This window comes from Ferrovibrio sp. (genome assembly GCF_017994015.1).
In the GTDB taxonomy this organism is placed as follows: Bacteria; Pseudomonadota; Alphaproteobacteria; order Ferrovibrionales; family Ferrovibrionaceae; genus Ferrovibrio.
Genome location: NZ_JAGOLP010000009.1, coordinates 12,463 through 36,576 on the forward strand (window position 1 = coordinate 12,463; position 24,114 = coordinate 36,576).

General features: G+C 62.9%; 26 protein-coding genes and 1 tRNA gene. 14 read left to right on the forward strand and 13 right to left on the reverse strand.

Features of this window, described 5'->3' with window-relative positions:
- Positions 1-5: 5 nt before the first annotated feature.
- Both KBB36_RS07145 and KBB36_RS07150 read right to left on the reverse strand, forming a co-directional pair.
- Positions 6-860, reverse strand: a complete 855-nt coding sequence (locus tag KBB36_RS07145) for a sulfotransferase domain-containing protein (protein ID WP_290978284.1) — start codon at positions 858-860, stop codon at positions 6-8.
- Entirely contained in the window at positions 857-1,777 is a 921-nt protein-coding gene (locus KBB36_RS07150; RefSeq protein ID WP_290978285.1) for a hypothetical protein, read from the reverse strand. Before KBB36_RS07150 ends, KBB36_RS07145 begins: the two co-directional genes overlap by 4 nt.
- 252 nt (positions 1,778-2,029) lie before the next feature.
- On the opposite strand from KBB36_RS07150, the gene KBB36_RS07155 reads away from it, so the two are divergent.
- Genes KBB36_RS07155 through KBB36_RS07170 form a run of 4 tightly spaced genes read left to right on the forward strand, consistent with a single transcriptional unit; the run spans position 2,030 to position 4,351 of the window.
- Positions 2,030-2,647 (forward strand): tail fiber protein, encoded by a 618-nt coding sequence (locus KBB36_RS07155; RefSeq protein ID WP_290978286.1) that lies wholly within the window; start codon positions 2,030-2,032, stop codon positions 2,645-2,647.
- A gap of 60 nt (positions 2,648-2,707) precedes the next feature.
- Entirely contained in the window at positions 2,708-3,259 is a 552-nt protein-coding gene (locus KBB36_RS07160; protein ID WP_290978287.1) for a tail fiber protein, read from the forward strand.
- A 15-nt stretch (positions 3,260-3,274) separates the two neighbouring features.
- Positions 3,275-3,820: a tail fiber protein gene (locus KBB36_RS07165; protein ID WP_290978288.1), complete on the forward strand. Its 546-nt coding sequence runs from the start codon at positions 3,275-3,277 to the stop codon at positions 3,818-3,820.
- 15 nt (positions 3,821-3,835) lie between these two features.
- Positions 3,836-4,351, forward strand: a complete 516-nt coding sequence (locus KBB36_RS07170; RefSeq protein WP_290978289.1) for a GNAT family N-acetyltransferase — start codon at positions 3,836-3,838, stop codon at positions 4,349-4,351.
- Here the strand turns inward: KBB36_RS07170 and KBB36_RS07175 are convergent.
- The 4 genes from KBB36_RS07175 to aroA form a co-directional block, all read right to left on the reverse strand.
- Positions 4,333-4,635, reverse strand: a complete 303-nt coding sequence (locus KBB36_RS07175) for a hypothetical protein (RefSeq protein WP_290978290.1) — start codon at positions 4,633-4,635, stop codon at positions 4,333-4,335. The two genes, KBB36_RS07170 and KBB36_RS07175, sit on opposite strands and share 19 nt — an antisense overlap.
- 81 nt (positions 4,636-4,716) lie before the next feature.
- Positions 4,717-7,458: a formate dehydrogenase subunit alpha gene (fdhF, locus tag KBB36_RS07180; RefSeq protein WP_290978291.1), complete on the reverse strand. Its 2,742-nt coding sequence runs from the start codon at positions 7,456-7,458 to the stop codon at positions 4,717-4,719.
- A complete protein-coding gene (locus KBB36_RS07185; RefSeq protein ID WP_290978292.1) occupies positions 7,455-9,143 on the reverse strand; it encodes an NADH-ubiquinone oxidoreductase-F iron-sulfur binding region domain-containing protein in 1,689 nt (562 codons plus the stop codon). The genes fdhF and KBB36_RS07185 overlap by 4 nt, the downstream gene beginning before the upstream one ends.
- A gap of 43 nt (positions 9,144-9,186) precedes the next feature.
- On the reverse strand, positions 9,187-10,530 hold the full coding sequence (aroA, locus tag KBB36_RS07190) for a 3-phosphoshikimate 1-carboxyvinyltransferase (protein WP_290978293.1): 1,344 nt from the start codon (positions 10,528-10,530) through the stop codon (positions 9,187-9,189).
- A 167-nt stretch (positions 10,531-10,697) separates the two neighbouring features.
- On the opposite strand from aroA, the gene KBB36_RS07195 reads away from it, so the two are divergent.
- Both KBB36_RS07195 and KBB36_RS07200 read left to right on the forward strand, forming a co-directional pair.
- Entirely contained in the window at positions 10,698-11,027 is a 330-nt protein-coding gene (locus KBB36_RS07195; RefSeq protein WP_290978294.1) for a TIGR02300 family protein, read from the forward strand.
- Positions 11,028-11,183: 156 nt separating this feature from the next.
- A tRNA-Ala gene (locus tag KBB36_RS07200) sits at positions 11,184-11,259 on the forward strand.
- A gap of 74 nt (positions 11,260-11,333) precedes the next feature.
- On the opposite strand, the gene KBB36_RS07205 is transcribed toward KBB36_RS07200, so the two are convergent.
- Both KBB36_RS07205 and KBB36_RS07210 read right to left on the reverse strand, forming a co-directional pair.
- Positions 11,334-11,849 (reverse strand): PAS domain-containing protein, encoded by a 516-nt coding sequence (locus tag KBB36_RS07205; protein ID WP_290978295.1) that lies wholly within the window; start codon positions 11,847-11,849, stop codon positions 11,334-11,336.
- 21 nt (positions 11,850-11,870) lie between these two features.
- Positions 11,871-12,086, reverse strand: a complete 216-nt coding sequence (locus KBB36_RS07210; protein WP_290978296.1) for a hypothetical protein — start codon at positions 12,084-12,086, stop codon at positions 11,871-11,873.
- Positions 12,087-12,130: 44 nt separating this feature from the next.
- Here KBB36_RS07210 and KBB36_RS07215 point away from each other — a divergent pair, with 44 nt between their 5' ends.
- From KBB36_RS07215 to KBB36_RS07235, 5 genes are all read left to right on the forward strand, one after another.
- Positions 12,131-12,646 carry a PAS domain-containing protein gene (locus tag KBB36_RS07215; protein WP_290978297.1) on the forward strand — a complete coding sequence of 172 codons (516 nt, stop codon included), beginning with the start codon at positions 12,131-12,133 and terminating at the stop codon, positions 12,644-12,646.
- Positions 12,636-13,592, forward strand: coding sequence for a GNAT family N-acetyltransferase (locus KBB36_RS07220; protein ID WP_290978298.1), 957 nt, complete (start codon positions 12,636-12,638; stop codon positions 13,590-13,592). The genes KBB36_RS07215 and KBB36_RS07220 overlap by 11 nt, the downstream gene beginning before the upstream one ends.
- A gap of 265 nt (positions 13,593-13,857) precedes the next feature.
- Entirely contained in the window at positions 13,858-14,301 is a 444-nt protein-coding gene (gene speD, locus KBB36_RS07225; RefSeq protein ID WP_290978299.1) for an adenosylmethionine decarboxylase, read from the forward strand.
- Entirely contained in the window at positions 14,298-15,161 is an 864-nt protein-coding gene (gene speE / locus KBB36_RS07230) for a polyamine aminopropyltransferase (RefSeq protein ID WP_290978300.1), read from the forward strand. The genes speD and speE overlap by 4 nt, the downstream gene beginning before the upstream one ends.
- Positions 15,162-15,237: 76 nt before the next feature.
- Positions 15,238-15,906 carry a bifunctional 2-polyprenyl-6-hydroxyphenol methylase/3-demethylubiquinol 3-O-methyltransferase UbiG gene (locus KBB36_RS07235; RefSeq protein WP_290978301.1) on the forward strand — a complete coding sequence of 223 codons (669 nt, stop codon included), beginning with the start codon at positions 15,238-15,240 and terminating at the stop codon, positions 15,904-15,906.
- 36 nt (positions 15,907-15,942) lie between these two features.
- On the opposite strand, the gene pheT is transcribed toward KBB36_RS07235, so the two are convergent.
- The 4 genes from pheT to rpmI all read right to left on the reverse strand — a co-directional run bounded on the left by pheT (position 15,943) and on the right by rpmI (position 20,131).
- Positions 15,943-18,354, reverse strand: a complete 2,412-nt coding sequence (pheT, locus tag KBB36_RS07240) for a phenylalanine--tRNA ligase subunit beta (RefSeq protein WP_290978302.1) — start codon at positions 18,352-18,354, stop codon at positions 15,943-15,945.
- Positions 18,351-19,433: a phenylalanine--tRNA ligase subunit alpha gene (gene pheS / locus KBB36_RS07245; protein WP_290978303.1), complete on the reverse strand. Its 1,083-nt coding sequence runs from the start codon at positions 19,431-19,433 to the stop codon at positions 18,351-18,353. The genes pheT and pheS overlap by 4 nt, the downstream gene beginning before the upstream one ends.
- Before the next feature lie 119 nt (positions 19,434-19,552).
- Positions 19,553-19,921, reverse strand: a complete 369-nt coding sequence (rplT, locus tag KBB36_RS07250; RefSeq protein WP_290978304.1) for a 50S ribosomal protein L20 — start codon at positions 19,919-19,921, stop codon at positions 19,553-19,555.
- A gap of 12 nt (positions 19,922-19,933) precedes the next feature.
- Entirely contained in the window at positions 19,934-20,131 is a 198-nt protein-coding gene (gene rpmI, locus KBB36_RS07255; protein ID WP_290978305.1) for a 50S ribosomal protein L35, read from the reverse strand.
- Positions 20,132-20,769: 638 nt separating this feature from the next.
- On the opposite strand from rpmI, the gene KBB36_RS07260 reads away from it, so the two are divergent.
- The 3 genes from KBB36_RS07260 (at position 20,770) to KBB36_RS07270 (ending at position 23,567) form a co-directional block, all read left to right on the forward strand.
- Positions 20,770-21,519, forward strand: a complete 750-nt coding sequence (locus KBB36_RS07260; RefSeq protein ID WP_290978306.1) for a DEAD/DEAH box helicase — start codon at positions 20,770-20,772, stop codon at positions 21,517-21,519.
- Positions 21,520-21,553: 34 nt separating this feature from the next.
- The gene (locus KBB36_RS07265; RefSeq protein WP_290978307.1) at positions 21,554-22,543 is read left to right on the forward strand and encodes a Gfo/Idh/MocA family oxidoreductase; all 990 of its coding nucleotides are present in this window, start codon (positions 21,554-21,556) and stop codon (positions 22,541-22,543) included.
- Positions 22,544-22,625: 82 nt separating this feature from the next.
- Positions 22,626-23,567, forward strand: coding sequence for a methyltransferase domain-containing protein (locus KBB36_RS07270; protein WP_290978308.1), 942 nt, complete (start codon positions 22,626-22,628; stop codon positions 23,565-23,567).
- 53 nt (positions 23,568-23,620) lie between these two features.
- Here the strand turns inward: KBB36_RS07270 and KBB36_RS07275 are convergent, their stop codons facing one another.
- Positions 23,621-24,106 carry a F0F1 ATP synthase subunit B gene (locus tag KBB36_RS07275; RefSeq protein ID WP_290978309.1) on the reverse strand — a complete coding sequence of 162 codons (486 nt, stop codon included), beginning with the start codon at positions 24,104-24,106 and terminating at the stop codon, positions 23,621-23,623.
- Positions 24,107-24,114 lie beyond the last annotated feature (8 nt).

Below are 24,114 nucleotides of genomic sequence, written 5' to 3' on the forward strand. Positions count from 1 at the left end.
CGATCTTATTCAAGATTATCCGCCTCCAGGTAGCCGAGCCGGCGCATCATGGCGCCCTGGCTTGCTGCCAACAGATCGGCCTGCCGCGGGGTCAGCCAGTCACGCCAGCCGCCGGCACGGCCAGTGCGGAAAAACCGCACGCCTTTTGGCTGGCCGCCATCAAAGCCATGGCGGGCTTCGGCCTGCTGCAAAACACCAAAATCCGTGGCTGCCACGGCCCGTTCAAGATCGGCCTGGTCATGCGGGATGCCGGCATAAAGTGCCGCGCGGCGCAGGCTGCCCAGCGGGTCGGCCAGCATGTCCTCATAGCGCAACAGGCAGCATGGCCGGCCCGGCGCCTCCAGCCAGCTCTGCACATGGCCGCCCCAGGAGGACAGGCGCTGCGGCAGATTGAAGCGCGCCCGGTCTGGCCGCCCCAGCAGCAGGCCAGCCGGATTACACAGGCTGTTCACGGCGGCATCCAGCGGCTGTACGGCAAAATGCGCCCAGGAAACCGCCACGTCACGCGGATCGCGCACGATGTAGAATGTGCCCAGCGTCACCTCGGGCGGAAATAACGGCTCGCCGCCGGCTGTATGCGTCCAGGCATCATGCACCTTGCGGAAAAGCGGCCGCGTTGCCTGCTGCGCCAGCATGCGATAGGCCACGGGGCGCAAAGCCTCCAGTTCCGCCAGGCTGAGATCGCTGCTTTCCACATCCAGGGCTTCTTCCAGATCGTAAAGCTGGCTGGCATTAGGCGCAAAACCGTTATTGGCATCAGACGGCAAGGCCTTGTCCGGATGCAACAGGGCGGCGAGCGCCAGCCGCAGCCAGGTATTGCCGGATTTGGGGTAGGAGGCGATCCAGTAGAAGCCGCTCATGGCGCCATCTGCCGCAGGATGGTGGCTATGCTGCGTTCCATCCCGCCGGCTTCATGCGCGTGCTGAAGCAGCCAGCAGCCGCCCGGCACAGCCGCCAGCGCCGCAAGTGCCGGCAGCAATTGGGCTGAAAGGCCAAACCGCACCATGATGCCATTGCGGTATAAATCCTGCCCCAGCCGTATCACCGCCTCCGCCCCGTGCAGGCGACGCAGGCCGCCATCAGTAGTTTCCGGGCTGAGATGAAAAATCGCCTTGAGCGGCAAAGGCGCCGCCTGAAACGCGGCCTCGACCGGCAGATGGAATTTGTCCAATGCCTGGCGGCTGCGCTCCATGCCATCGGTGGGCGCTGCAATGCGCTGCATGGCATCACGCCACAGCTTCAGGCGCGGAAAGGCCGGCAGCACCTGCGGGCCGCCCTGTGCGGAGAAATCCACCACGGTCACATCATCCGCCAGCACGGCAAAGCCGCGCTGCATCAGGCTGGCAGCCAGTGTGGATTTGCCCATGCCGGACGGGCCGGCAAAGGCCACGGCCGCATCGCCCATCCGCACACAACTGGCATGCAGCGGCAGCAGGCCGCGGCGATAACAGATGATGCCAAATACAGTGCCAAACAGAAACACCCGAATATCCGGCGCGGCGTGGTCGAGCACGGGATCAATGACAACCTGGCGCCCCTGGCCATCGATCAGATAATTGGCCACACCCGGCATCGCGAAACGACAGCTCTTGTCGGCAGCCACTTGCAGAAATGGCCGGTCCAGAATCAGATCGTCCAGTCGCTCGGGCACCGGCCCCAGCGTGATGCGCAGATCCGGCGCCCGGTCATCGCCGCGCCAGGGCCGCAGATCAGGTAGCGGCAACGCACTCGCCACACGCCAGCCACATAGCAGGTAATCGTTTTCCACCGCTTTCATTCACAAGACCGTATCTCAACGATTGAGGAGCGCTCCGATTCTCCATCATCAGTAGCGCCAACGCGGGTATTTCAGAAGGCTTTGCGCTGCGGCAGCGCATGAAGGGATGAATGGGACTGGTAGCTCGCGCCCCCATTTGATTACAACAGTATTCAATGCTTCAGTTTTTATAATTTATTGTATAGATATTAATATTATTGTATTCAATTACATGAATACATATGTAATTATCGCAATGGTTTAAATTAATATTTGCAATACACCAGATTTTTTGCTGTCATTCCCAACACAATACTTAGGGCAGAGCCAAAAAAGGCTGCCTTGTGCGGAGGGGATGACATGACAGATCCATTTATCGGAGAAATCCGGATCAATGCCTTCGACTATGCGCCAAACGGCTGGGCCAGTTGCAACGGGCAATCGCTGCCGATCCGGCAGAACGCAGCCCTATATTCCTTGATCGCCCCCTATTTCGGGCATGACACAAATAACTTCAATTTACCGGACCTGCGCGGCCGTTCGCCGCTGGGCTATGCCACCAATGCCACCACCCTGAACGGATTGACGCAATACGCCATGGGCGCCAAGGGCGGCACCGAAACGGTAACGCTGACAACAGCGCAATTTCCCGCCCACACGCATCAATTGACTGCCAACAAGGCAGCCGGCAACAGCGTGAATCCGGCAGGCTGCGTCTACGCGCAGAGCAGCGTGAATATCTATGCCCCAGCAACATCCAGCAGTGTGGCGGCACTGAACAACGCCACCATATCGAGCGTCGGCGGCAACGCAGCGCATAGCAACATGCAGCCTTACCTAGTGCTCAACTTCTGCATTGCATTGCTCGGCTATTACCCGCCACGCCAATAACGGCCCGGCTTTCACGACCGATGCGAAACACTAACTGACCAAGCGCGGGAGGGATGCGAAATGGATTCCTATATTGGCGAAATCAAACTCTGGCCGATTCCCAGATTGCCTGTAGGCTGGCTCTGGTGTGATGGCAGCAGCCTGGCGATCAGCAGCTATCAAGCGCTGTACGCTTTGCTCGGCGTTCGGTATGGCGGCGATGGCCGCAGCAATTTCAACTTGCCCGATTTACGCAACCGGGTGCCGCTGCATATGGGCACCGGCACGGGTACCAATGGCAGCTTGCCGGCCACAAATTACATCATCGGACAGAATGGCGGCGCAACATCGGTCACTTTGCAAGCCAGCCAGATTCCGACCCATAATCATCAGCTTTTCGCCACCACCAGCAACGCCATCGCCACCATTCCGGGCGATACATTCACCCTGGCGCAATCCGATGCCACGGTCAGCCCTTACGCGCTGGAAAGCGCCACAGGCAAAGCCTTCAGCTTCGCCGATGCGGCGTTGCAAGCAGCGGGCGGCAACCAGCCGCATAACAACATCATGCCCAGCCGCACACTGAATTACATCATCTGCAACCAGGGCACTTTTCCAGTTCGGCCAACCTGATCCGGGAGCAAAAGAATGGACCCCTTTATCGGCGAAATCCGCATTTTTGCTTTCAACTATCCGCCCCAAGACTGGTGCTTTTGCAATGGTGTGCTGCTGAACGGGCAGCAATTCCCGGCGCTTTACTCGCTGATCGGCACGCTCTATGGCGGGGATGCCAAGCAGCAAACCTTCAATGTGCCCAACCTGCAATCGCAACTCGCGATGGGGGCTGCCACGATGTCTAATAGCGGATATTCCAATCTCAACCAGTTTTCGGGCAGTGAATCCGTAACATTGACCCTGGCGCAAACCCCCGTTCATGACCATGCCATGGCCGGCGAAATCCAGGGCCAGGCCGTCAATCAGACCAACAAGCCGGGCGCCAATGTGGTGCCCGGCCTGGTGGTGATCAACAACAAGGCCAGCACGGCCTTTTACAATGCGCAGCCTGATACGCTCCTATCGCCGCAGGCGATTTCGGTTTTCGGCGGCAACAGCCCGCATGAAAACCGGCAGCCTTTCATGGCACTGAACTTCTGCATCTGCACCCAGGGTATTTACCCGGATTTCGAAACCTGAGACTTGCTGGCAGGCATGGTGTTTAACCCATCTGGGCTTGATCTGCTGGGGCTAAATTTTCGGCCGGAAACACCAGCAGATGCCGGCTTCATCCAGCAGCTTTATGCCGAAATGCGCTGGCAGGAACTGGCCCAGGTGGCCTGGCCGAATGAGCACAAGCTGTTATTCCTGGCGCAGCAATGCGCGGCGCAGCGCCAGCATTATGCCCGCGCCTATTACGATGCCGAATTCCTGGTGATCGAGCGTGCCGATACTGCCATCGGCCGGCTTTATCTCTATCGCGGCGCGCCGCAGGATATCAGGATCATCGATATCGGCCTGTTGCTGGCACAGCGCAATCAGGGCCTGGGGCGCCATATCCTGGAAGCCGTGTTTGCTGAGGCACGCGCCACCGGCCGCAGCGTCAGCATACATGTTGAAATCTTCAACCCGGCGCGGCGGCTATATGACCGCCTCGGCTTTGTTGAAACCGGCGAGCATGGGCCATATCGGCTGATGCAGTGGCGCGCCGATCAGTTGAACACCGCCTGATAGCGATAACTGCCATCCGGCTTGTCGCCCACCGGCACAATGAACATCTCCGCCTCCCAGCCGCTGGCGGCATGGCGCAGCAGGTAATTACCCTGTGGGCAAAACACCCCCTGCCCACCTTCAAAAAACAGCGAGAAAGGCTCGCGCAGCTTGCCCGGAAAATCGCGCACCTTCTGCGCCCTAATTTCGGATAGCCGAATTTCCACTGCAGGCTGCTCATCAATTATGATCTGGAAATTGCCGCCCGCCATGGGATGAAATTCGTCAACAGTAAGAATACCCATGTATTCACCCCCTCACGTCCCAATTTCATGCAGTAATTATTATACTATATACTTAATTCTCAAATACAAATCGAAACGGCATCACTGCGCGGCACAATCCGCTTCCAGCCGCGCCGCGCAGAACTTGAATTCCGGAATCTTGCCAAAGGGATCAAGCTGCGGATTGGTCAGCATGTTGGCCGGCGCCTCGTGGAAGGCAAACGGGATGAACAGATTGCCCGGCGCAATATCGCGGTCGGCGCGGGCCTTGAGGCTAATCGTGCCACGCCTTGTGCTCACCTTCACCCGGGCTCCCGGCGCCAGGCCAAGCTGTTGCAGGTCGTGCGGGTTGACCAGCGCCACCGGTTCCGGCTCCAGCGCATCCAGCGTGTTGGCGCGGCGCGTCATGGCGCCGGTATGCCAATGTTCCAGCAACCGCCCGGTGGAGAGCACCATGGGGTATTCCGCATCGGGCAATTCAGCCGGCGGCGTCACCTTGGCCGGCACCAGGCGGGCGCGCCCGCTGGCAGTGGGGAAACCCTCGCCGAACAGAATGTCCTGGCCCAGCGGATAGGTGATGGCGCCCTGTGCCTCCAGCCCCGCCCAGGTGATGCCGGCCAGCGACGGCATGGCGGCGGCCATCTCGGCGTAAATCTCGCTAGGCTGGGTATAGCGCCAATCCAGCCCCAGGCGTCGCGCCAGTTCCTGGATCAGGTGCCAATCCTGCCGCGCCTGGCCGGGCGGATCGAGCGCAGCGCGGGCCATCTGTACGCGGCGATCTGTGTTGGTGAAACTGCCGGTCTTTTCCGGCAGCGCGCTGGCCGGCAGGATAACATCGGCAAACATCGCCGTTTCGGTGAGGAAGATATCCTGCACCACCAGATGCTGGAGCTGCGCCAAAGCCTCACGCGCATGGCCCAGATCGGGATCGGACATGGCCGGGTTTTCACCCATGATATACATGCCGGAAATCTGCCCGGCGCGGATGGCGTTGATGATCTCCACCACCGTCAGGCCGCGCTTCGGATCAAGTGCCACGCCCCAGAGCTGCTCGAACCGCGCCCGGATAGCCGGGTCTTCCACCGATTGGTAATCCGGCAGCACCATTGGTATCAGGCCGGCATCGGAAGCGCCCTGCACGTTATTCTGGCCGCGCAGCGGATGCAGCCCGGCGCCGGGCCGGCCGACCTGGCCGGTGATCAGCGCCAGCGCAATCAGGCAGCGCGCATTATCGGTGCCATGTACATGCTGCGACACGCCCATGCCCCAGAAGATCAGCGAGCCTTTCGCCTTGGCATAAAGCCGCGCCACAGCGCGCAAGGTTTCCGGCGTTATGCCGCAAAGTGGCGCCATGGCTTCAGGCGTTGCCGCGCGCACCGCCTCGGCCAGATCGGGAAAGCCATCAACAAAACGCTGGATATAGGCCGGGTTGGTCAACTCCTCCTGCACGATGACATGCAGCAGCGCATTGAGCAAAGCCACGTCGCTGCCCGGCTTGAAGCGCAGCATATGGCTGGCAAAACGCGCCAGCGCCTGGCCGCGCGGGTCCATCACGATCAGCCTGGCGCCCTGCTGCCGCACCGCCTGCTTGATGAAGGTGGCGGCGACCGGATGATTCTGCGTCGGGTTGGCGCCGATCACGATGATCACATCGGCCTCGCCCGCCGCCGCAAACGGCGCTGTCACCGCCGCCGAGCCGATGCCTTCCATCAGCGCCGCCACCGAAGAGGCATGGCAGAGCCGGGTACAATGATCCACGTTGTTGGTGCCAAAGCCGGTGCGCACCAGCTTCTGGAACAGATAGGCTTCCTCGTTTGAGCCCTTGGCCGAGCCGAAACCGGCCAGCGCGCCGCCGCCGCGTGTATCACGGATCTGCCGGAGGCCTTCCGCCGCCCGCGCCAGAGCCTCATCCCAGCTTGCGGCGCGAAAATGTGTGTAGGGATTGGCCGGATCGATCACATCATCGGCGCGTTTGGGCGCATCCTCGCGCCGGATCAGTGGCATGGTCAGGCGCTGCGGGTGATGCGCGTAGTCAAAGCCGAAACGGCCCTTCACACAGAGCCGGCCACGATTGGCCGGGCCATCACGGCCGCTGACATACTGCACCCGGTTATCCTTGACATGCAGGGTCAGCTGGCAGCCCACACCGCAATAGGGGCAGAGCGTGTCCACCTTCTGCTCGGCCTTGGCCACGCCCTGCCCGGCGGCATCCACCAGGCTGGCCGGCAGCAGCGCCCCGGTGGGGCAGGCCTGCACGCACTCGCCGCAGCCGACACAGGTGGATTGCCCCATCGCATCAGCAAAATCGAACACCACGCGGGCATCCTTGCCACGATAGGCGATGCCGATCACATCATTGCCCTGCACCTCGCGGCAGGCGCGCTGGCACAGGCCGCATTGGATACAGGCATCAAGCTGCACAATCATGGCCGGATGGCTGCGATCCGCCTCCGGCTGCGCCACCCGACGTGGCGGAAAGCGGCTGGCTTGCAGATCGAGCCGGTCGGCCCAATGCCAGAATTTGCTATCGGCATCGGGTGCGGTCTGCCGTGCCGGCTGATCCGCCAGCAGTAATTCAAAGACCAGCCGGCGCGCGGTTTGGGCGCGCTCGCCGGCGCTGCTCACCTCCATGCCTTCGGCCGGCTGGCGCTTGCAGGCAGCCGCCAGCACACGCTCGCCCTTGATCTCCACCATGCAGGCGCGGCAATTGCCGTCTGGCCGGTAATCCGGCGCCGGCAGATGGCAGAGATGCGGGATTTCCGTGCCCAGCCTTTGCGCCACCTGCCAGATGCTTTCGCCCGGCTGGGCCGTCACCTCTGCACCATCAAGCCGGAAGCGGATCATCGGAAATGCTCCAGCACGCCCAGCAACGGGTTCGGTGCCGCCTGACCCAGACCGCAGATCGACGCATCGCGCATCACCTGGGCCAGACCGCGCAAGGCGGCCTCATCCCAATCCGGTGCCTGCATCAAAGCGGCGGCTTTCTCGGTGCCAACGCGGCAGGGCGTGCATTGGCCGCAGGATTCATGGCGGAAAAACCGCATCAGATTCAGCGCTGCCGCCCGCATGTCATCCTGTTGCGACAGCACAATCACCGCTGCCGAGCCGATGAAACAGCCATATTTCTCCAATGTGCCGAAATCGAGCGGAATATCGGCCAGATGCGCCGGCAGAATGCCGCCGGAGGCACCGCCCGGCAGATAGGCACGCAACACATGGCCCGGCGCCATGCCGCCGCAATATTCCTCGATCAGCTCATTCAGTGTGATGCCGGCCGGCGCCAGCTTCACGCCCGGCAACCGCACCCGGCCGGAGACTGAATAACTGCGCAAGCCCTTGCCGCCATGGCGACCATGCGACGCCCACCAGGCGGCGCCCTGGTCGAGAATCGCCGGCACCCAGTAGAGCGTTTCAACATTGTTGATCAAGGTCGGTCGGCCCCACAGCCCAACCTCGGCCGGATAAGGCGGCTTGTGGCGCGGCAGGCCGCGCTTGCCTTCGATGCTTTCCAGCATCGCCGATTCCTCGCCGCAGATATACGCCCCGGCGCCGCGCCGCACTTCAACATGCAGGCCATCCAGCAGCCCGGCGGCGCGCAAGGCGGCAAGCTCGGCGGTGATCACATCATGCAGAGCCGGATATTCATCGCGCAGATAGATGTAAACCGCCGCAGGCTCGATCACCGCCGCGGCGATCAGCAAACCTTCCAGAAAACCATGTGGATCGGTTTCGAGATAATAGCGGTCCTTCAGCGTGCCGGGCTCGCCTTCATCGCCATTCACCGCCAGATAACGCGGCCCCGGCTGCTGGCGCAGCAGGCGCCATTTGCGGCCGGTGGGGAAACCGGCACCGCCCAAGCCGCGCAAGCCGGCCTGCTCCAGCGTGGCAATAACATCCTCCACCAGTAGCGAACCCTCACGCAACCGGCGCAGCACGCCATAGCCGCCCTCGGCCAGATAGGCCGCCAACGCCTTGTAACGCGGCAGCACCGGCGCGGCATCGCCGGCCTGGCGCGCGGCGCGCAAGGCTTCCAGGCTGGCCGGCGCAAACACATTCTTGCCCAGCGCCACGGCCGGCGCGCGATCACATTGCCCCATGCAGGGCACCCGCACCACGCGGCAAGCGGGATCATTCTCCGCCGCCAGTTGCTGCGCCAGATCATCCGCCCCCGCCATGCAGCAGGACAGGCTGTCGCATACCCGAAGGGTCAGGCGCGGCGGCGGCGCTTCGCCCGCATCCACAATGTCAAAATGCGCATAAAAGCTGGCGGTTTCATACACCTCAACCAAAGGCAGGTTCATCACCTCGGCCAAAGCCACCAGCAAGCCGGCCGGCAGATGGCCGCGCGCATCCTGGATCACATGCAGGTATTCGATCAGCAGGTCGCGGCGCAACAGCGCCGCCCCCAGCAAAGCCTGCAACGCTGCTGCATCTTCCGGGCTGGCCTGCCGCCCACGCGGCAGCGCGCGGCCCTCATGACGTTGGCCTTGATGGCGTTTGGCGGCAATCTGCGGCAGCGGCGGGTTCATCCCGGCAGCTTAAACAGCCGCCGCCGGGGCAGCAATGTTTTAGCTAGACCGGCGCAATATCGGCGCCCAGGCCGCGCATCAGGCCAACAAAGCCGGGGAAGCTGGTATCGATCATGCCAACATCATCAACGCTGACGCCCTGTTCGGCGGCGAGGCCGAGCACCAAGGCCGACATGGCGATGCGATGATCCAGTTCGGTGGCAACAGCCGCGCCGCCTTTTGGCGGTTTGCCATTGCCGCGCAGGATCAGGCCATCCTCCAGTTCCTCCAGCGCCACGCCATTGGCGGCCAGCGCACGCGCCATGGCGGCCAGACGGTCGCTTTCCTTGACGCGCAATTCCTTGGCGCCGCGCACCACGGTTTCACCCGCGGCACAGGCGGCAGCCACAAACAGGATCGGATATTCATCGATCATGCTGGGGGCGCGCTCGGGCGGCACGGTGATGCCCTTGAGCCGCGAATGCCGCGCTGTGATATCGGCCACCTGCTCGCCGCCCTGGTCGCGGATATTGCCATAGCTGATATCGCCGCCCATCTCGCGCAGACTGTCGATCAGGCCGATGCGCAGCGGGTTGATGCCCACGCCGGTCACCGTCACCTCGGCGCCCGGCACAATCAGCGCCGCCACCAGCGGGAAAGCCGCCGAGGACGGATCGCCCGGCACGTCGATGCGGCTTGGCTTCAATTCCGGCTGGCCGACCAGCGAAATGATGCGACCACCCTGCTTGGTGCTTTCCACCATCACCTCGGCGCCGAAATGCCGCAGCAGGTTTTCGGTATGGTCGCGCGTCGCCTCGCGTTCGATCACCCGGGTGATGCCGGGTGCGTTCAGCCCGGCCAGCAAAATGGCGGATTTCACCTGCGCCGAAGCCACCGGCAATTCATATTCGATCGGCAGCGGATGCGCGCTGCCCACCACAGCCATCGGCAGCCGGCCGCCCTGGCGGCCATGAAAGGCGGCGCCGATGCGGCTGAGCGGCTCAACCACGCGGCCCATCGGGCGGCGGCGCAGCGAGGCATCGCCGGTGAACACGGCTGTAAAAGGATGGCTGGCCACCAGGCCCATCACCAGCCGGGCGCCGGTGCCGGCATTGCCCATATCCAGCACATCGGCCGGCTCGGCAAAACCGCCAACGCCAACGCCGCGCACCTTCCAATGGCCCTCGCCCAAACGTTCGACCTCGGCGCCCATGGCGCGCATGGCGGCGGCGGTGCGCAGCACGTCCTCGCCCTCCAGCAGGCCGGTCACTTCGGTTTCGCCCACCGCCAGGGCACCGAAGATCAGCGCCCGGTGCGAAATCGACTTGTCGCCCGGCACCGCCAGGTTGCCGGCGAGTGGTTTTCCGGGGCTGCTCTGGTGTGGACGGGGTGTGCTGGCGGCAGTCATACGGCAAACTTCCGGGCCGGCCGGAGCAGATTCGCGCCGCGACTGGCAAATCAAGGGTTGACAGGGCGCGCTTCTTTAACACAATCGCGCCGCCCTGACCACGGCGACGGTCAGGCCCATGCAATGCCCTTCGGCACCAAGCCCAGGGCTTCAGGAGATTATTTGGAATGGCGAAACCGGAATGGGGCACTAAGCGCCGCTGCCTGAGCTGCAGCGCCGCGTTCTACGATATGCAGAAGAGCCCGATCCTGTGCCCGAAATGCGGCACCGAATTCAATCCGGAAACGGTGGTGAAGTCGCGCCGTCCGGCCAAGGTCGAAGAAAAGGCCAAGGTGGTGCCGAAGGTTGCCGTGGTGCCGGATGAAATCGTTGACGGCGAGGTCGAGGATGGCGATTTGCCTGACGATTTCCTTGCTGAAGAGGACGATCTGGAAGGCGATAACGTGGCCGAGGAAATCGATGTCGATCCGGTCGCGGATGGCGAGGAAGAGCGCTGATCCAACGCGGCTAAATGCCTGCCGGACCAGCATGAATCGGCCCGGCAGGCGATCTTGATTTTCCTCTGCATGAAACCCTTGCAAAGCCCAGGTCTTGGCCTTATGGTCCGCGCCCGCTGGTCAAGGTAAACCAACCAAGATCAGAGGGTACGGTAAGGGGCCATAGCTCAGCTGGGAGAGCGCCTGCATGGCATGCAGGAGGTCAGCGGTTCGATCCCGCTTGGCTCCACCAACCGCTTCCGATATCGGAAAACCTGTCGATATGCGAAGAACCCGCTGCAAGGCGGGTTTTTTCATGCCTGGGCTTTACCGGCCAGCGCTGGCCGCTTCCAAGGCGCAATGGCCGAGCAGCATGGCCACCGCCCCATCCGGCCCGGCCAGCGGTAGCAGCAGGGTTTCCACCTGTAGGAAACCACGCGCCGGCTCCCAGAAGGCATCGCCGTTATTCTGCAACGGCTCGCCTCGCCGGCTGACTGCCGCATAGGCCTGCTCAAAAGCCCGCGCCACATCGGGCAGCAAGGCCTCGCTCAGCGTTTTGCCGCCGATCTCGCCGCCCATGATATAGCGCATGCCGGTGCCGGCCAGGCGATAGCGAAAGCCAAGCCGGCCAGTGGGCAGCGGGTCGACATCGACCAGGAAAACATTGGGCAGGAAATCCAGCATGTCGGACGGATCGATATCAGCCCGCCCGGGCAGCCTGGTGCCAACCGCCGCGCGCTTTGCCAGCCAATAGCGCCAGATCGCCTGGCCACCGGCAGTGCGCGGTGCGATCTGCCAACTGGATATCACCCGATCCGGGCAAAGACAGCTTGCGGTTTCCATGTTGGAAGCATAGCCGCCGGATCAGAAGAAGCACAACAGACCGTAACAACGGCCGAGGAATTCCCGGAACAGCCAGTAGAGCAGCAGGTCGCCGGCCAGACAGAGCAGCAGGAAGGGCAGCAAGACCCAGAGCAGGAAACGGCGCAGCGCGTGCCGGGTCAGGCGCGGCGCCGGGATCACGTAGCCGTGAACAGGTTCAGGGCCGCGCCAACGCGACGGCAGTCGAATCCAAGCCATGATAATGGTTATAAGATATTCGGCTATAGGAGGAACAGGCTGCAATGGAAGCCAGGCCCTATCCAGGCGACGGTGAGCAGATCCGGGATGCCAAACCGACGGATTGCCAGAATCTGGCGATCCGGCAATTGCTGGAATACTGGCTGGCGCAGCGCGGCAGCCGGCGCTTTCCCGCCCGCGCCGACCTTGATCCGTTGCAGATGCGCTATGCCCTGGGCAACATCGTGCTGTTTGAACGGCTGCCGGAACCAGCTGCCGCCGAGCCAAGATACCGCTTCCGCCTAGTCGGCAGCGACATTGCCACCCGGGCCGGCTATGATGCCACCAGCAAGGTGCTGAACGACCTGCCGCCAAGCGACTATCGGCGACTGATCCTGGCCCGCCTGACCGCACTGACCGCAGATCCGGCGCCATTGCTGATCCGCAATGCCGATTGTTATGACGACCGCTGGTATGATTACGAGGCGCTCTGGCTGCCACTGGCGAAGACGTGGACATGTTTATGGCCGGGCAGATTTTTTCCGAGGAACCACCCGCACGTTATTTGTGATGCCCGATAGCAAAGCCGCCAGCATAACATTGCTGCCCTGCACCGAGCCGGCCACCTGGGCTGCTGCGCAGGCGGCTTTGCGGCTGGAAACCCTGGAGCAATGCTGGGCCTATGGCACGGCCGTGGCGCAGGTTTCGCGCACCCGGCCGGAACGCTGGCTAATTCAGGCCGGCGGGCAGGAAATCGGCCTGGTGCAGGCTTTCCGGCGTGATTTCGCCGGCCTGTTCAGCCTGGTGCGCATCCTGCGCGGCCCGCTTTTCCGCCCCGGCCTTGATCCAGCCTTGCGCCAGGCCGCCCTGGCGGCGGTGCGGACGCAGTATCGCGGCCAACGCCGGCTGTTATGGTGGCTGCCGGAACTGCCCGGCGGCAGCGAGGCCGAAGCCCTGATGCAGCGGCTGGGCCTGGCGCAGATGATAACCGGCTGGAGTTCTGTGCGGCTGGACCTGACACCGCCGCCCAATGCCCTGCGCAGCCATCTGGATGGCAAATGGCGCAATGCGCTGAAAGCCGCCGAGCGCAGCCCGCTGCTGATCGCGGAAAGCAGCGATCCGGCACAATTTGACGCCGTGATGCGGGCGCATGACGTGCAGCGAATCGAAAAACGCTTTCTTGGCCCCGATGGCGCCTTCTACCGCGCTTTTGCCGCCGCCGCCGATCCCGCCCATGGCGAACAGGCGCATCTGTTCACCGCCAGCATCGGCAACCGCCCGGTGGCCGGCATGCTGCTGCTGCGCCATGGCCGTGGCGCCACCTATGCCGCCGGCTGGAGCGGCGAAGCCGGTCGCCTGCTGCGCGCACATCACCGCCTGCTGTGGCATGGCCTGCTGACGCTGAAAGCGCGCGGCGTGCAGCATTTTGACCTGGGCGGCGCCAATACCGAAGAGGGCGCCGGGGTGGCGCGATTCAAGCTGGGGCTGAATGGCGAGGTATTCACGCTCGCCGGCAGCTATTTCTAGCTGAATTGTGACAGTCAATCGAGTGTGACCCCCGCAACACGCGGCCTAAAAAATCACCAGAGGGGTCAATTTCTTCTTGCATCGGGGGGGAAATGGTCCCATACCCCCCTCTCGAAGACTGTTTGGAAAGTGGCGAATGGCCGCCGGTTGCTGTTTAGCATTGACCGGCCGGTACCACGGGGCTTTCCCAACAGTCTTTCTGCCGTCGGAGTTATCCGGGTTTCCGGATGGCCCGGTTTTTTCTAGATGGTGGAGAGACCAGACAATGACCAAGAACGCCGCCGCGCCCAAGCCGGCCCTGTACGAAGTTGCGGTTCAGCCCGAGGCCGCCGCCGAGGAAGAGCATTTCATCAACAAGGATGGCATGCGTTATGCCGGCCAGCATCTGATCATTGATCTGTGGGGCGGCAAGAATCTCGACAATCTGGCCCTGGTGAAGCAGACGCTGACCGAAGCGGTGGAAGCCATTGGCGCCACCCTGCTGAACATCGACCTGCATCACTTCGAGCCGAATGGCGGCATCTCGGGCGTGGCCGTGTTGGCCGAGAGCCACATGTCGATCCATTCCTGGCCGGAAAAGGGCTATGCCGCGCTTGACGTGTTTGTCTGCGGCGATTGCCAGCCGGCGAAGGCGATCCCGGTGCTGCGCCGCGCCTTCCTGCCCGACAATATCCAATGCACCGAACTGAAGCGGGGTTTGATTCTGTGACCAAGTGGTTTAACGAAACGCTCTATTCCGGTTTCCGGCAGAGCCACGAGATCAAGGAAGTCCTCTTCGAGGGCAAGTCGCAATACCAGAAGGTGACGGTGTTCGAGAGCGCCCGTTACGGCCGCATCCTGGGCCTTGACGGTGTGGTTCAGTGCACCGAGGGCGACGAGTTCGTCTATCACGAGATGCTGACCCATCTGCCGATGCTGGCGCATGGCAAGGTGCGCGACGTGCTGATCATCGGCGGCGGCGACGGCGGCATCCTTGAGGAAGTGCTGAAGCATAAGGGCGTGCGCCGCGCCACCATGGTCGAGATCGACGATGTGGTGATCGACGTGTCGAAGAAGTTCCTGTCGTCAATCTGCGGCAAGGCCTTCAACGACAAGCGCACCAACCTGATCGTTGGCGACGGCGCCGCCTGGGTGCGCGACACCGAGGAACGCTACGACCTGATCATCGTCGACCGGCCCGACCCGGTCGGCCCGGCCACCGTGCTGTTCAGCGCCGAGTTCTACAAGAACTGCAAGCGTGTGATGAAGCCGGGCGCCATCCTGGTGGCGCAGAATGGCGTGCCGCACATGCAGGGCCCGGAACTGACCGATGCCGTGAAGCTGTTCCAGAAGATCTGGAAGAAGTCTGGCTCGTATCTGGCCGTGGTGCCGACCTATGTCTGCGGCTTCATGTCGCTGACCTGGGCGTCTGACCAGGACATCACCAAGGTGCCGGCCAAGACCGTGGCGGCGCGCTTCAAGCGGGCCGGCCTGAAGAAGCTGCGCTACTACAACCCGGATATCGCCACCGGTGCCTTTGCGCTGCCGAATTTTGTGCGCCAGCTCATCCCGGGCATGAAGCCCTATTGAGCCAGACGCCACGAGCGTGTTGAATGACGGCGGCCGGGCAACCGGCCGCCGTTTTTTTGTTGCTGAAGGGGGACCGGTGGGCGCGCAGAGCGAGGAAGCCAAGCTGCCGCAGGGCTGGCACAATTACTACACCGAGAAGCGCATCACGCATCAATGGCTGCAAGTGCATCTGATGCGTGACCTGCCGGTGCAGCATGTGGTGGAGATCGGGCCGCATCTCGGCGTGGTCAGCGCCTTGCTGGCCACCGCCGGCTATCGTGTCACCACAGTGGATATTGAAGCCCGCGCCGCCGGCATCGGCGTGGAGCGTCATATCACCGCCGATATCCGCCATATCGACAGCGCTGCATTGCCCGGCGATGCCGATGTCATTCTTTGCTGCGAAACGCTGGAGCATATCCCCTGGGCCGAAACCGGCGCCGTGCTGAACAAGCTGGCGGCAACGCGGATTCCCTGGCTGGTGCTGTCAGTACCCTATGAAGGTACCCAGATCGGCTTCAATTTCTACTGGAACCGCTATACCGCGCGGCGCCGCAGCTTTTTCCGCAAATTCCGCTCGCGCAAGGATTTCCCAGCCACCGACCCGCATGACTGGCATACCCATAAATGGGAAGTCGGCTTCAAGGGCTACAGCGTCGAGGCGCTGGAGGCGCATCTGCGCCAGCATGGCTGGCAGCCGGAACGGCGTGAATTCACCGATGGTTGCCGCTCGATCTTCCTGGTCTGCCGCAATCGCACCACCTGATCGTCATGCCAGCGCATGACGATCAGGCGTAGTGCCTTAGCCGCGCAGCACGGCGCCGCAAGCCTTGGCGGCGGCGGCAACGATCTTCTGGCCCACGGCATCGATTTCTGCATCCGTCAATGTGCGTTCGCGCGGCTCCAGCCGCACCGAAAGCGCCACCGACTTTTTGCCCGGCTCGATGCCGGTGCCGGCAAACACGTCAAATACCGCAACACGAGCGATAAGCGCCTTCTCGGCACCGCGCACGGCGCGCGTGAGCGTATCCGCCGCCACCGCCTGATCGACGATGAAGGCGAAGTCGCGCTCGACAGCGGGGAATTCAGACAGTTTGAGCGCCGGCTTGGAGCGGCCTGCCTTGCCGCGTGCCGCCGGCACACGATCCAGAAACACTTCAAAGCCGACCAGCGGCCCCTTGGCATCCAATGCCTTGAGCACACGCGGATGCAATTCGCCGAATTGCGCCAGCACGGTTTTGGGGCCTAGCCGCAGCGTGCCGGAGCGGCCGGGGTGATACCAGCCCGGCGCACCATCCATCACTTGCAGGCTTTCCACCGGCAGGCCGGCAGCCGCCAGCGCCGCAATGGCATCGGCCTTGGCATCATAGGCATCCACGGCGCGCGGCTTTTCGCGCCAATGGCGTGGACCGCTCTGGCCGCGCCTGATGCCGGTGGCAACAAAAGCCTGGCCCTCCGGCGTGGCATCGGCGAATTGCGGCCCAACCTCGAACAAGGCCAGATCGTTGAAGCCGCGATCCATGTTGCGTCGCGCCGCCGCCACCAGTCCGGGCAGGATCGATGGCCGCATCGCATCCATATCGGCGCTGATCGGATTGACCAACAGCAGATCGGCGCCGCCGCCGCCAAACAGCACCGCCTCCTCGCGTTTGATGAAGGAATAGGTCACTGCCTCCACCAGCCCGCGCGCGGCAATGGCGCGCCGGGTCTGGCGCAGGCGGCGCTGCGCCGCATTCACTGCCGGCAGCGGCACAGCGCGCAACGGCGGCAACGGCTCGGCCGGGATATGCTCAAAACCGGCCAAGCGGGCAATCTCTTCCACCAGATCGGCTTCGCCATCGATATCCGGGCGCCAGGACGGCACATCAACCTGGATCAGCGCGCCGTCATCCTTCACGCCGAAGCCGAGCGCAGCCAGCAATTCGGCCTGTCGCTGGCGCGGCAGATCGAAGCCGACCAGACCGAGCAGGCGGCCCGGGCGCAACGCCACGCGCTTCTGCCAGGCCGGTTCCTGGCCGGCAATCACCAGTTCGGAAGCCTCGCCGCCGCAAAGCTGCTGGATCAGCCGGGTGGCGATCTCGGCGCCATCGAGCAGGAAGGCCGGATCAACGCCGCGCTCAAACCGATGCCGCGCATCGGAATGGATACCCAGCTTGCGGCCGGTCTTGGCGGTGCGTTCCGGGTCGAACCAGGCGCATTCCAGAAACACATTCACGGTTTCCGCCGAGCAGCCGGAATGTTCGCCGCCCATCACGCCGCCAATGCCTTCCGGCCCGGCCGCATCGGCGATCACCGTCATGGTGTCGTCGAGGGTATATTCCTTGCCATCCAGCGCCAGCAGCTTTTCGCCCGGGCTTGCCAGCCGGGCCACGATATCGCCCTGCACCTTGTCGGCATCGAACACATGCAGCGGGCGGCCGAGATCATAGGTGATGTAGTTGGTGACATCGACCAGGGCCGAGATCGGACGCAGGCCGATGGCCTTGAGCCGGCGTTGCAGCCAGACCGGCGACGGGCCGTTCTTAACATTGCGGATCAGGCGGCCGACAAATTGCGCGCAGGCATCCTGGGCCTCGGCCGGCAATTCGCGCCGCACCTTGATCGGGCTGGCAAAGCTGCCCGGCACCTTGCTGGTATCCAGCGGCTTGAGCGTGCCGAGGCCGGCAGCGGCGAGATCGCGGGCAATGCCGCGCACGCCCAGGCAATCACCGCGATTGGGCGTCAGCTTGATCTCGATCACCGGATCGTCGAGGCCGATCACGGAGGCGAATGGCACACCAACCGGCGTATCCGCTGGCAGGTCGATGATGCCCTCGTGGTCATCCGACAGGCCCATTTCGCGTTCCGAACACAGCATGCCGTTGGACGCCACGCCACGGATGGTGGCGGCCTTGAGCAGCAGGTCGATGCCGGGAACGGTGGAGCCCACGGGCGCGAACACGCCGATTATGCCGGCGCGCGCATTCGGTGCGCCGCACACCACCTGCATGGTTTCAGCACCAGCGCCGGTTTCCACCACGCAGACGCGCAGCTTGTCGGCATTGGGATGCGGCTCGGCCTTGACCACGCGGCCGGTGACGAAGGGCTTGTAGAGCGCCGCCGGGTCGGTGATGCCTTCCACTTCCAGGCCGAGCGCGGTGAGCTTTTCGGCAATGGTATCGAGCGGGGCGGTGGTCTCAAGATGATCCTTGAGCCAGGACAACGTGAATTTCATCTGGCAATCCCCTGGCCAAGAGACGGCATGTCGAGCGGCAGGAAGCCGTAATGCTTCAGCCAGCGCAGGTCGGAATCAAAAAACGCGCGCAAATCAGGGATGCCGTATTTCAGCATCGCGATGCGATCAATACCCATGCCCCAGGCAAAGCCCTGCCATTCATTCGGATCGAGGCCGCAATGCTCCAGCACCTTGCGATGCACCATGCCGCAGCCGAGGATTTCCAGCCAGTCATCGCCTTCGCCGACGCGCAATTCGCCGCCCTTGCGGCTGCAATTGATATCCACCTCGGCGCCCGGTTCCACAAACGGGAAATAGCTCGGGCGGAAACGCATTTTCACATTGTCGGTTTCGAAGAACGCCTTGCAGAATTCCACCAGCACGCCCTTGAGATGGCCCATATGCGTGCTGCGGTCGATCACCAGACCTTCGATCTGGTGAAACATCGGCGTATGGGTCATGTCATAGTCGCTGCGATAGGTGCGGCCCGGCACAGCGATGCGATAGGGCGGCGGTCCGGCACGCATGGTGCGAATCTGCACCGGCGAGGTATGCGTGCGCAGCACGATCTCGTCGCGATCCGGTGCGTTGGGCAGATAGAAAGTATCCTGCATCTGCCGCGCCGGATGCGCCGGCGGCATGTTCAGTGCGGTGAAATTATGGAAGCCGTCTTCAATATCCGGCCCCTCGGCGATGGTGAAACCCATGCCGGCAAAGATTTCGGTGATTTCATCCACCACCTGGCTGATCGGATGGATGCGGCCCTGCGCTTCGGCGCCTTCATTCAATGGCAGCGTCATATCCAGCGTTTCGGCAGCCAGGCGGGCATTGATTGCCGCATCCTGCAACACATTGCGACGCGCCTCGATGGCGCCGGATAGACTGTCCTTGATGGCATTGAGCTGCGCCGCGCGCGCCTTGCGCTCGTCTGGCGCCAGGCTGCCCAGCTCTTTCAGCGCGGCACTGAGCCAGCCCTTTTTGCCCAGCACATCGATGCGCGCCTGTTCCAGCGCCTCGGGCGCGGTTGCCTCGATCACGGCGCGCTCGGCGGCGGCGGCAAGGCTGGCAATATCGGTCATGGCATCACCTGTTGATGGGAATCGGATAAATCAAAGCTGCGGCGCAAATACAAAAAGGGGGCCGTTGGGTAACGGCCCCCTGATCGCATGCGTCGATACTGTATTCGAGTGCGAGCCGGTCAGGCCGCCTGGGCGGGAAGCGCGGCCTTGGCCTGCTCCACCAGGGCGGTGAAAGCCTCAGGCTGCGTCACGGCGAGATCGGCGAGCACCTTGCGGTCCACCTCGATGCCGGCCAGCTTGAGGCCGTTGATAAATCGACCGTAGGTCAGGCCCTGCTCACGCACAGCGGCGTTGATACGCTGGATCCACAGCGCGCGGAAATCACGCTTGCGGGCGCGACGGTCGCGATACGCATAGCGCATCGCATGTTCGACCTTCTCGATCGCAACGCGGAAGGCACTATTGCCACGGCCACGGAAACCCTTCGCGGCCTTGATGATTTTCTTATGCTTGGCATGAGCGGCTACGCCGCGCTTAACACGAGCCATTTCAGCGCCTCCTTAACCGGCGAGCCAGTATTTGCGGATCTTGCGGGCATCACCCTCAAACACCATCTCGGTGCCGCGATGCTCACGGATCTGCTTATTGGTGCGCTTGATCATGCCGTGCCGCTTGCCCGCCTGGGCGCGCTTCACTTTTCCGGTGGCGGTCAGCTTGAAACGCTTCTTCGCCCCGCTCTTGGTCTTCAACTTGGGCATTTTGCGATAACCTCCGATAAGGAAGAATGACATTCTAGGCAGACACGGCAGCCCTAATAGCCGGAACGCCCGATAGAGGCGCGGGTTTTAGCGGCCATTGCCGGCAATTGCAAGGCAGCAAAACCTGCCTTGGCGCAGTTATCGCCGGCTATGTTGCCGCAGGGCATCAGGGGCTGAGTCGTTAACGATCCAGGCCCTGGGCGCCAGCGGCTCGCTTTGCCCCCCTCTTTGGGCGGATCATCGCGCCCGAGTCTCGGCCCGGAAAAATCAATATCTTGAGAATCAGCGCCAAACCGGGCCGGCCGAACCGGCCGACCAGGCCGGGCTTGTGGATAAGGCAGCGCGATTCCGCCCGTTTAGCAGGCTGCATAGATTCTATGCATAAAAATAATTCCTTGCATTTCAATATTTTATCTCTATTTGTAGAGTGTGGCAAACAGGCCGTGTAGCTAAAATGTCACACCCTAGTTTTCGCACTTGCAAAAGCCGGATGGGCGGGTAGTATCCCCGGGTTCGCGGCCTCCCGCCGGGAAGCTCCCGCACCAAATCCGCTACCATGTCGCAGCACTATACACTGCGGCTGGGGGTGGATTTTCGCCCGGTCAAGGATGATCGTGTTAACCAAAGATTGTCGAACGATGTTGAACGCCTCTTTCTCGCAGCTCGACCTGGTAGAACCGATTCAGCGCGCCCTGGCAGCCGAAAAGCACCAGGCGCCGACGGCCATCCAGGCCAAAGCCATCCCTCACCTGCTCCAGGGCCGAGACCTGCTCGGCCAGGCGGAAGCGGGTGCTGGCAAGACCGTCGCTTTCACGCTGCCGATCTTGCAGCATCTCTCGATCGACCGGCACCCGGCCGGGGCGCGCAAGGCGCGTGCCCTGGTGCTGACGCCGGCGCGTGAGCGTGTCACCCATATCCACGAAAGCTTCCGCGCTTATGGCCGCTTTGTGCGCCTGAGCCAGGCCACCGTGTATGAAGGCCCCGGCAAGGCCGCGCAGGCGCAGGCTTTGGCGCGCGGCATTGATATTGTGATCGGCACCCCCGGCCGCGTGGTGGAACTGATTAATGCCGGCCAGCTTGAACTGAACAAGCTGGAAATCCTGGTGCTGGATGAAGCGGATCGCATGCTCGATCTCGGCCTCACCGCCGAGTTGAAGGCGATTTTTGAAGCCGCGCCGAGCGAACGCCAGACCATCGTGTTTGCCACCACACTGCCGGCCGAGATCAAGCAGCTGGCCGATAGCCTGCTGACCGATCCGGTCACCGTGTGGGCCAATCCGCCGGCGCCGCGCCTGATCACCACGGCACAATCCGCCCGTATCCGCGAACTGGAAGCGCGCCGCCGCGTGCGTGACCTGTTACCCGAGCGTATTGCCGGCCGCCGCTGATCCGGCGGCCCAAAGACACAAGGCTGCCCGGGCGATGAGCGGCAAATTACGCCTTTCCATCGTTGGCTATGGCATCATGGGCGAGCGCCTGCTGCGTGCGGCGCTCGATCATGCTGCCGATTTTGTCTCAATCAGTGGTGTGTGGGACCCCTCAGCCGATGCCATGGCGCGGCTGGGGCGAGACTTGCCGCAGGTGAAGCAGGCGCAGTCTGCCGCCGCCTTGCTGGACAATGCCGATGTGCTCTATGTCGCCTCGCCGCCGGCCAGCCATCTCGGTTATGTCGGCGCCGCACTTGATCGTGGCCTGGCGGTGTTCTGCGAGAAGCCCTTCGCCATCGATGTGGCCGAAGCCCAGGCTTTCCTGGATCAGCACGGCCCGCGGACCAGCCGCATTGCGGTGAATTTCCCCTTTGCTTCCTCGCTGGGCGTGCAGCAACTGCGCGCCTGGCTGGCCGAGGATGCTATCGGCCAGCCTGAACGACTCGCCATCGAAGTCGGCTTCGCACATTGGCCACGGCCCTGGCAGATGGATGCCGAAAGCTGGCTTGACCGCCGGCAGCAGGGCGGCTTTGTCCGCGAAGTTGTATCGCATTTCCTGTTCCTGGCCTCGCGACTCGGCGGCCAGCTCGAATTGCTGCCCGGCCATCAAGTCAGCTATCCGCAAGCCGACCTGAGTGAGCGCAGCCTGAGCGCCAGCCTGCGCGCCGGCGATTTGCCGCTGAGCTTGCAGGGTGCTGTGGGCAGCACCGACAAGCCAGACCATAACCTGTTCACCCTGACCGGGCCGCGCGGCGCCATCCGGTTGCGTGACTGGGCGGTTGCCGAACGCCAGGATGCCGCCGGCCATTGGCAGCCGGCGCCCGATGCCATGCCCAACGAGAAGGCGCGGCCACTGGTTTTGCGCCACCAGCTTGAAAAACTGGCCCGCCTGAGCCGGGGCGAAGCCGAAACCGGTTTTCCGCTGGCCAGCGCAGCCGAGGCATTTGCCGTGCAGCGAGTGGTAGAGACCCTGCTGAAGGGCTGAGCAAAGCCTATTTTTACTTCACGCTTGCGCCACCTCGCCGCCGCCGCCAGACTACGACAGGGGGCAACGAATCGGCGGCAGAATGAACGACGACCACGACCGGCCCGGATGGCGCGACCGCTTACGTGCCTGGTGGCATGGCGAGAGCCAGGGCTTCGGCCCCGAAGTGCAGGATTTCCGCTCATCGACACAGCCGCAAGCGCAGCCTGTGGATGACAATCCCGCCCCTGTCACTGACGATACAATCCCCAATATTGCGATTTGGTCGCCGCGCCGCCAGCAGATTGTGCAATTGCTGTTTGGCGAAGGTATTCACCAGCCTGGCGGTGAAGCCCAGCTCCGCGCCATGACCGCGCCGCTTGGCCTCAACCCCAATATGTCGGTGACTGAACTGGGCTGCGGCCTGGGTGGCATGACCCGGCTGCTGGCGCGTGACGGCATCTGGGTGGATGCCTATGAACCCGATCAGGCGCTGAGTGAAGCCGCCCTGACCCTGGCACGGCGCGAGGGCATCAAGCAGCGCACCAATATCAAACATGCCCTGCTCGACGACATCCAGTTCAAACGCCGCAGCCTGGATGCCGTGCTGTCCAAGGAAGGCCTGATGAGCGTGCAGGACAAGCGCCTGCTGCTGACCAAGCTGCGCGCCGCCATGAAGCCGGGCGGACAGCTGATGTTCACCGACTTCCTGCTCACCGGGCCGGAAGGCAGCCGGGTTTATGAAGTGTGGCTGGAACGCGAGCCGGTGAAGCCGGTGCTGCTGACGCCGGATGATTTACAGGCCGAACTTGAAGGCCTCGGCTTCACCATCATGTTCATGGAAGACGTGACCGAGGAATACAAGGCCGGGGTGATCGATGCCTTCGCCCGCTATGCCGCCGATATCAAATTACGCGGTTCCGAGGTGACGGATAACGAACGCGACTGGGTGATTGCCGAGGGCGAACATTGGGCAATCCGCATCAGTGCCATGGATGCCCATATCATCCGGCTGTATCGCTGCTTCTGCCGCGTGCTGGATTAACGCAAAAAGGCCGCCCGGGGGCGGCCTTTTCGGTATCCGACAGGTTCAGGCGCTTAATGCAGCTTGGCCTTCACATCGGCAATGGCGCGTTCGGTCTGTGCGGCAGCGGCCGGCCCCTGCAACTTTTCGCGCAGGATGGTGCTGGCAGCATTCACCGCCATGTCCACGGCAGCATCACGCACTTCGCGCAAGGCAGTCTGCTCGGCCTGGGCGATTTTCTGCTCGGCCTGGAGACGACGGCGCTCCAGGCTGGCAGTGAGATCGGCCTTGGCGGCCTCGGCGATGCGCTTGGCTTCGGCTTGCGCCGCCGCCACGATGTCCTCGGCTTCCTTCATCGCATTGCGCTGCTTGCGCTGGTATTCGGCAAACAGATGCTGCGCCTCGCGATGCAGCTTCTCCGCCTCTTCCAGCTCGCGCTTGATCTTCTCGGCCCGCTCATCCAGCGACCGGGACAACTGGCCCGGCACCTTCAGATAAAACAGGAAGCCGAAGAAGATAACGAAGGCGACCAGGACCCAGAAACTCGAATCTTGCAACATCCGATTTC

Coding starts and splice junctions, on each gene's coding strand:
- KBB36_RS07145 (WP_290978284.1), bottom strand. CDS start 860: ATGAGCGGCTTCTACTGGATCGCCTCCTACCCCAAATCCGGCAATACC.
- KBB36_RS07150 (WP_290978285.1), bottom strand. CDS start 1,777: ATGAAAGCGGTGGAAAACGATTACCTGCTATGTGGCTGGCGTGTGGCG.
- KBB36_RS07160 (WP_290978287.1), top strand. CDS start 2,708: ATGGATTCCTATATTGGCGAAATCAAACTCTGGCCGATTCCCAGATTG.
- KBB36_RS07165 (WP_290978288.1), top strand. CDS start 3,275: ATGGACCCCTTTATCGGCGAAATCCGCATTTTTGCTTTCAACTATCCG.
- KBB36_RS07170 (WP_290978289.1), top strand. CDS start 3,836: ATGGTGTTTAACCCATCTGGGCTTGATCTGCTGGGGCTAAATTTTCGG.
- KBB36_RS07175 (WP_290978290.1), bottom strand. CDS start 4,635: ATGGGTATTCTTACTGTTGACGAATTTCATCCCATGGCGGGCGGCAAT.
- fdhF (WP_290978291.1), bottom strand. CDS start 7,458: ATGATCCGCTTCCGGCTTGATGGTGCAGAGGTGACGGCCCAGCCGGGC.
- KBB36_RS07185 (WP_290978292.1), bottom strand. CDS start 9,143: ATGAACCCGCCGCTGCCGCAGATTGCCGCCAAACGCCATCAAGGCCAA.
- aroA (WP_290978293.1), bottom strand. CDS start 10,530: ATGACTGCCGCCAGCACACCCCGTCCACACCAGAGCAGCCCCGGAAAA.
- KBB36_RS07195 (WP_290978294.1), top strand. CDS start 10,698: ATGGCGAAACCGGAATGGGGCACTAAGCGCCGCTGCCTGAGCTGCAGC.
- KBB36_RS07205 (WP_290978295.1), bottom strand. CDS start 11,849: ATGGAAACCGCAAGCTGTCTTTGCCCGGATCGGGTGATATCCAGTTGG.
- KBB36_RS07210 (WP_290978296.1), bottom strand. CDS start 12,086: ATGGCTTGGATTCGACTGCCGTCGCGTTGGCGCGGCCCTGAACCTGTT.
- KBB36_RS07215 (WP_290978297.1), top strand. CDS start 12,131: ATGGAAGCCAGGCCCTATCCAGGCGACGGTGAGCAGATCCGGGATGCC.
- KBB36_RS07220 (WP_290978298.1), top strand. CDS start 12,636: ATGCCCGATAGCAAAGCCGCCAGCATAACATTGCTGCCCTGCACCGAG.
- speD (WP_290978299.1), top strand. CDS start 13,858: ATGACCAAGAACGCCGCCGCGCCCAAGCCGGCCCTGTACGAAGTTGCG.
- pheT (WP_290978302.1), bottom strand. CDS start 18,354: ATGAAATTCACGTTGTCCTGGCTCAAGGATCATCTTGAGACCACCGCC.
- pheS (WP_290978303.1), bottom strand. CDS start 19,433: ATGACCGATATTGCCAGCCTTGCCGCCGCCGCCGAGCGCGCCGTGATC.
- rplT (WP_290978304.1), bottom strand. CDS start 19,921: ATGGCTCGTGTTAAGCGCGGCGTAGCCGCTCATGCCAAGCATAAGAAA.
- rpmI (WP_290978305.1), bottom strand. CDS start 20,131: ATGCCCAAGTTGAAGACCAAGAGCGGGGCGAAGAAGCGTTTCAAGCTG.
- KBB36_RS07260 (WP_290978306.1), top strand. CDS start 20,770: ATGTTGAACGCCTCTTTCTCGCAGCTCGACCTGGTAGAACCGATTCAG.
- KBB36_RS07265 (WP_290978307.1), top strand. CDS start 21,554: ATGAGCGGCAAATTACGCCTTTCCATCGTTGGCTATGGCATCATGGGC.
- KBB36_RS07270 (WP_290978308.1), top strand. CDS start 22,626: ATGAACGACGACCACGACCGGCCCGGATGGCGCGACCGCTTACGTGCC.
- KBB36_RS07275 (WP_290978309.1), bottom strand. CDS start 24,106: ATGTTGCAAGATTCGAGTTTCTGGGTCCTGGTCGCCTTCGTTATCTTC.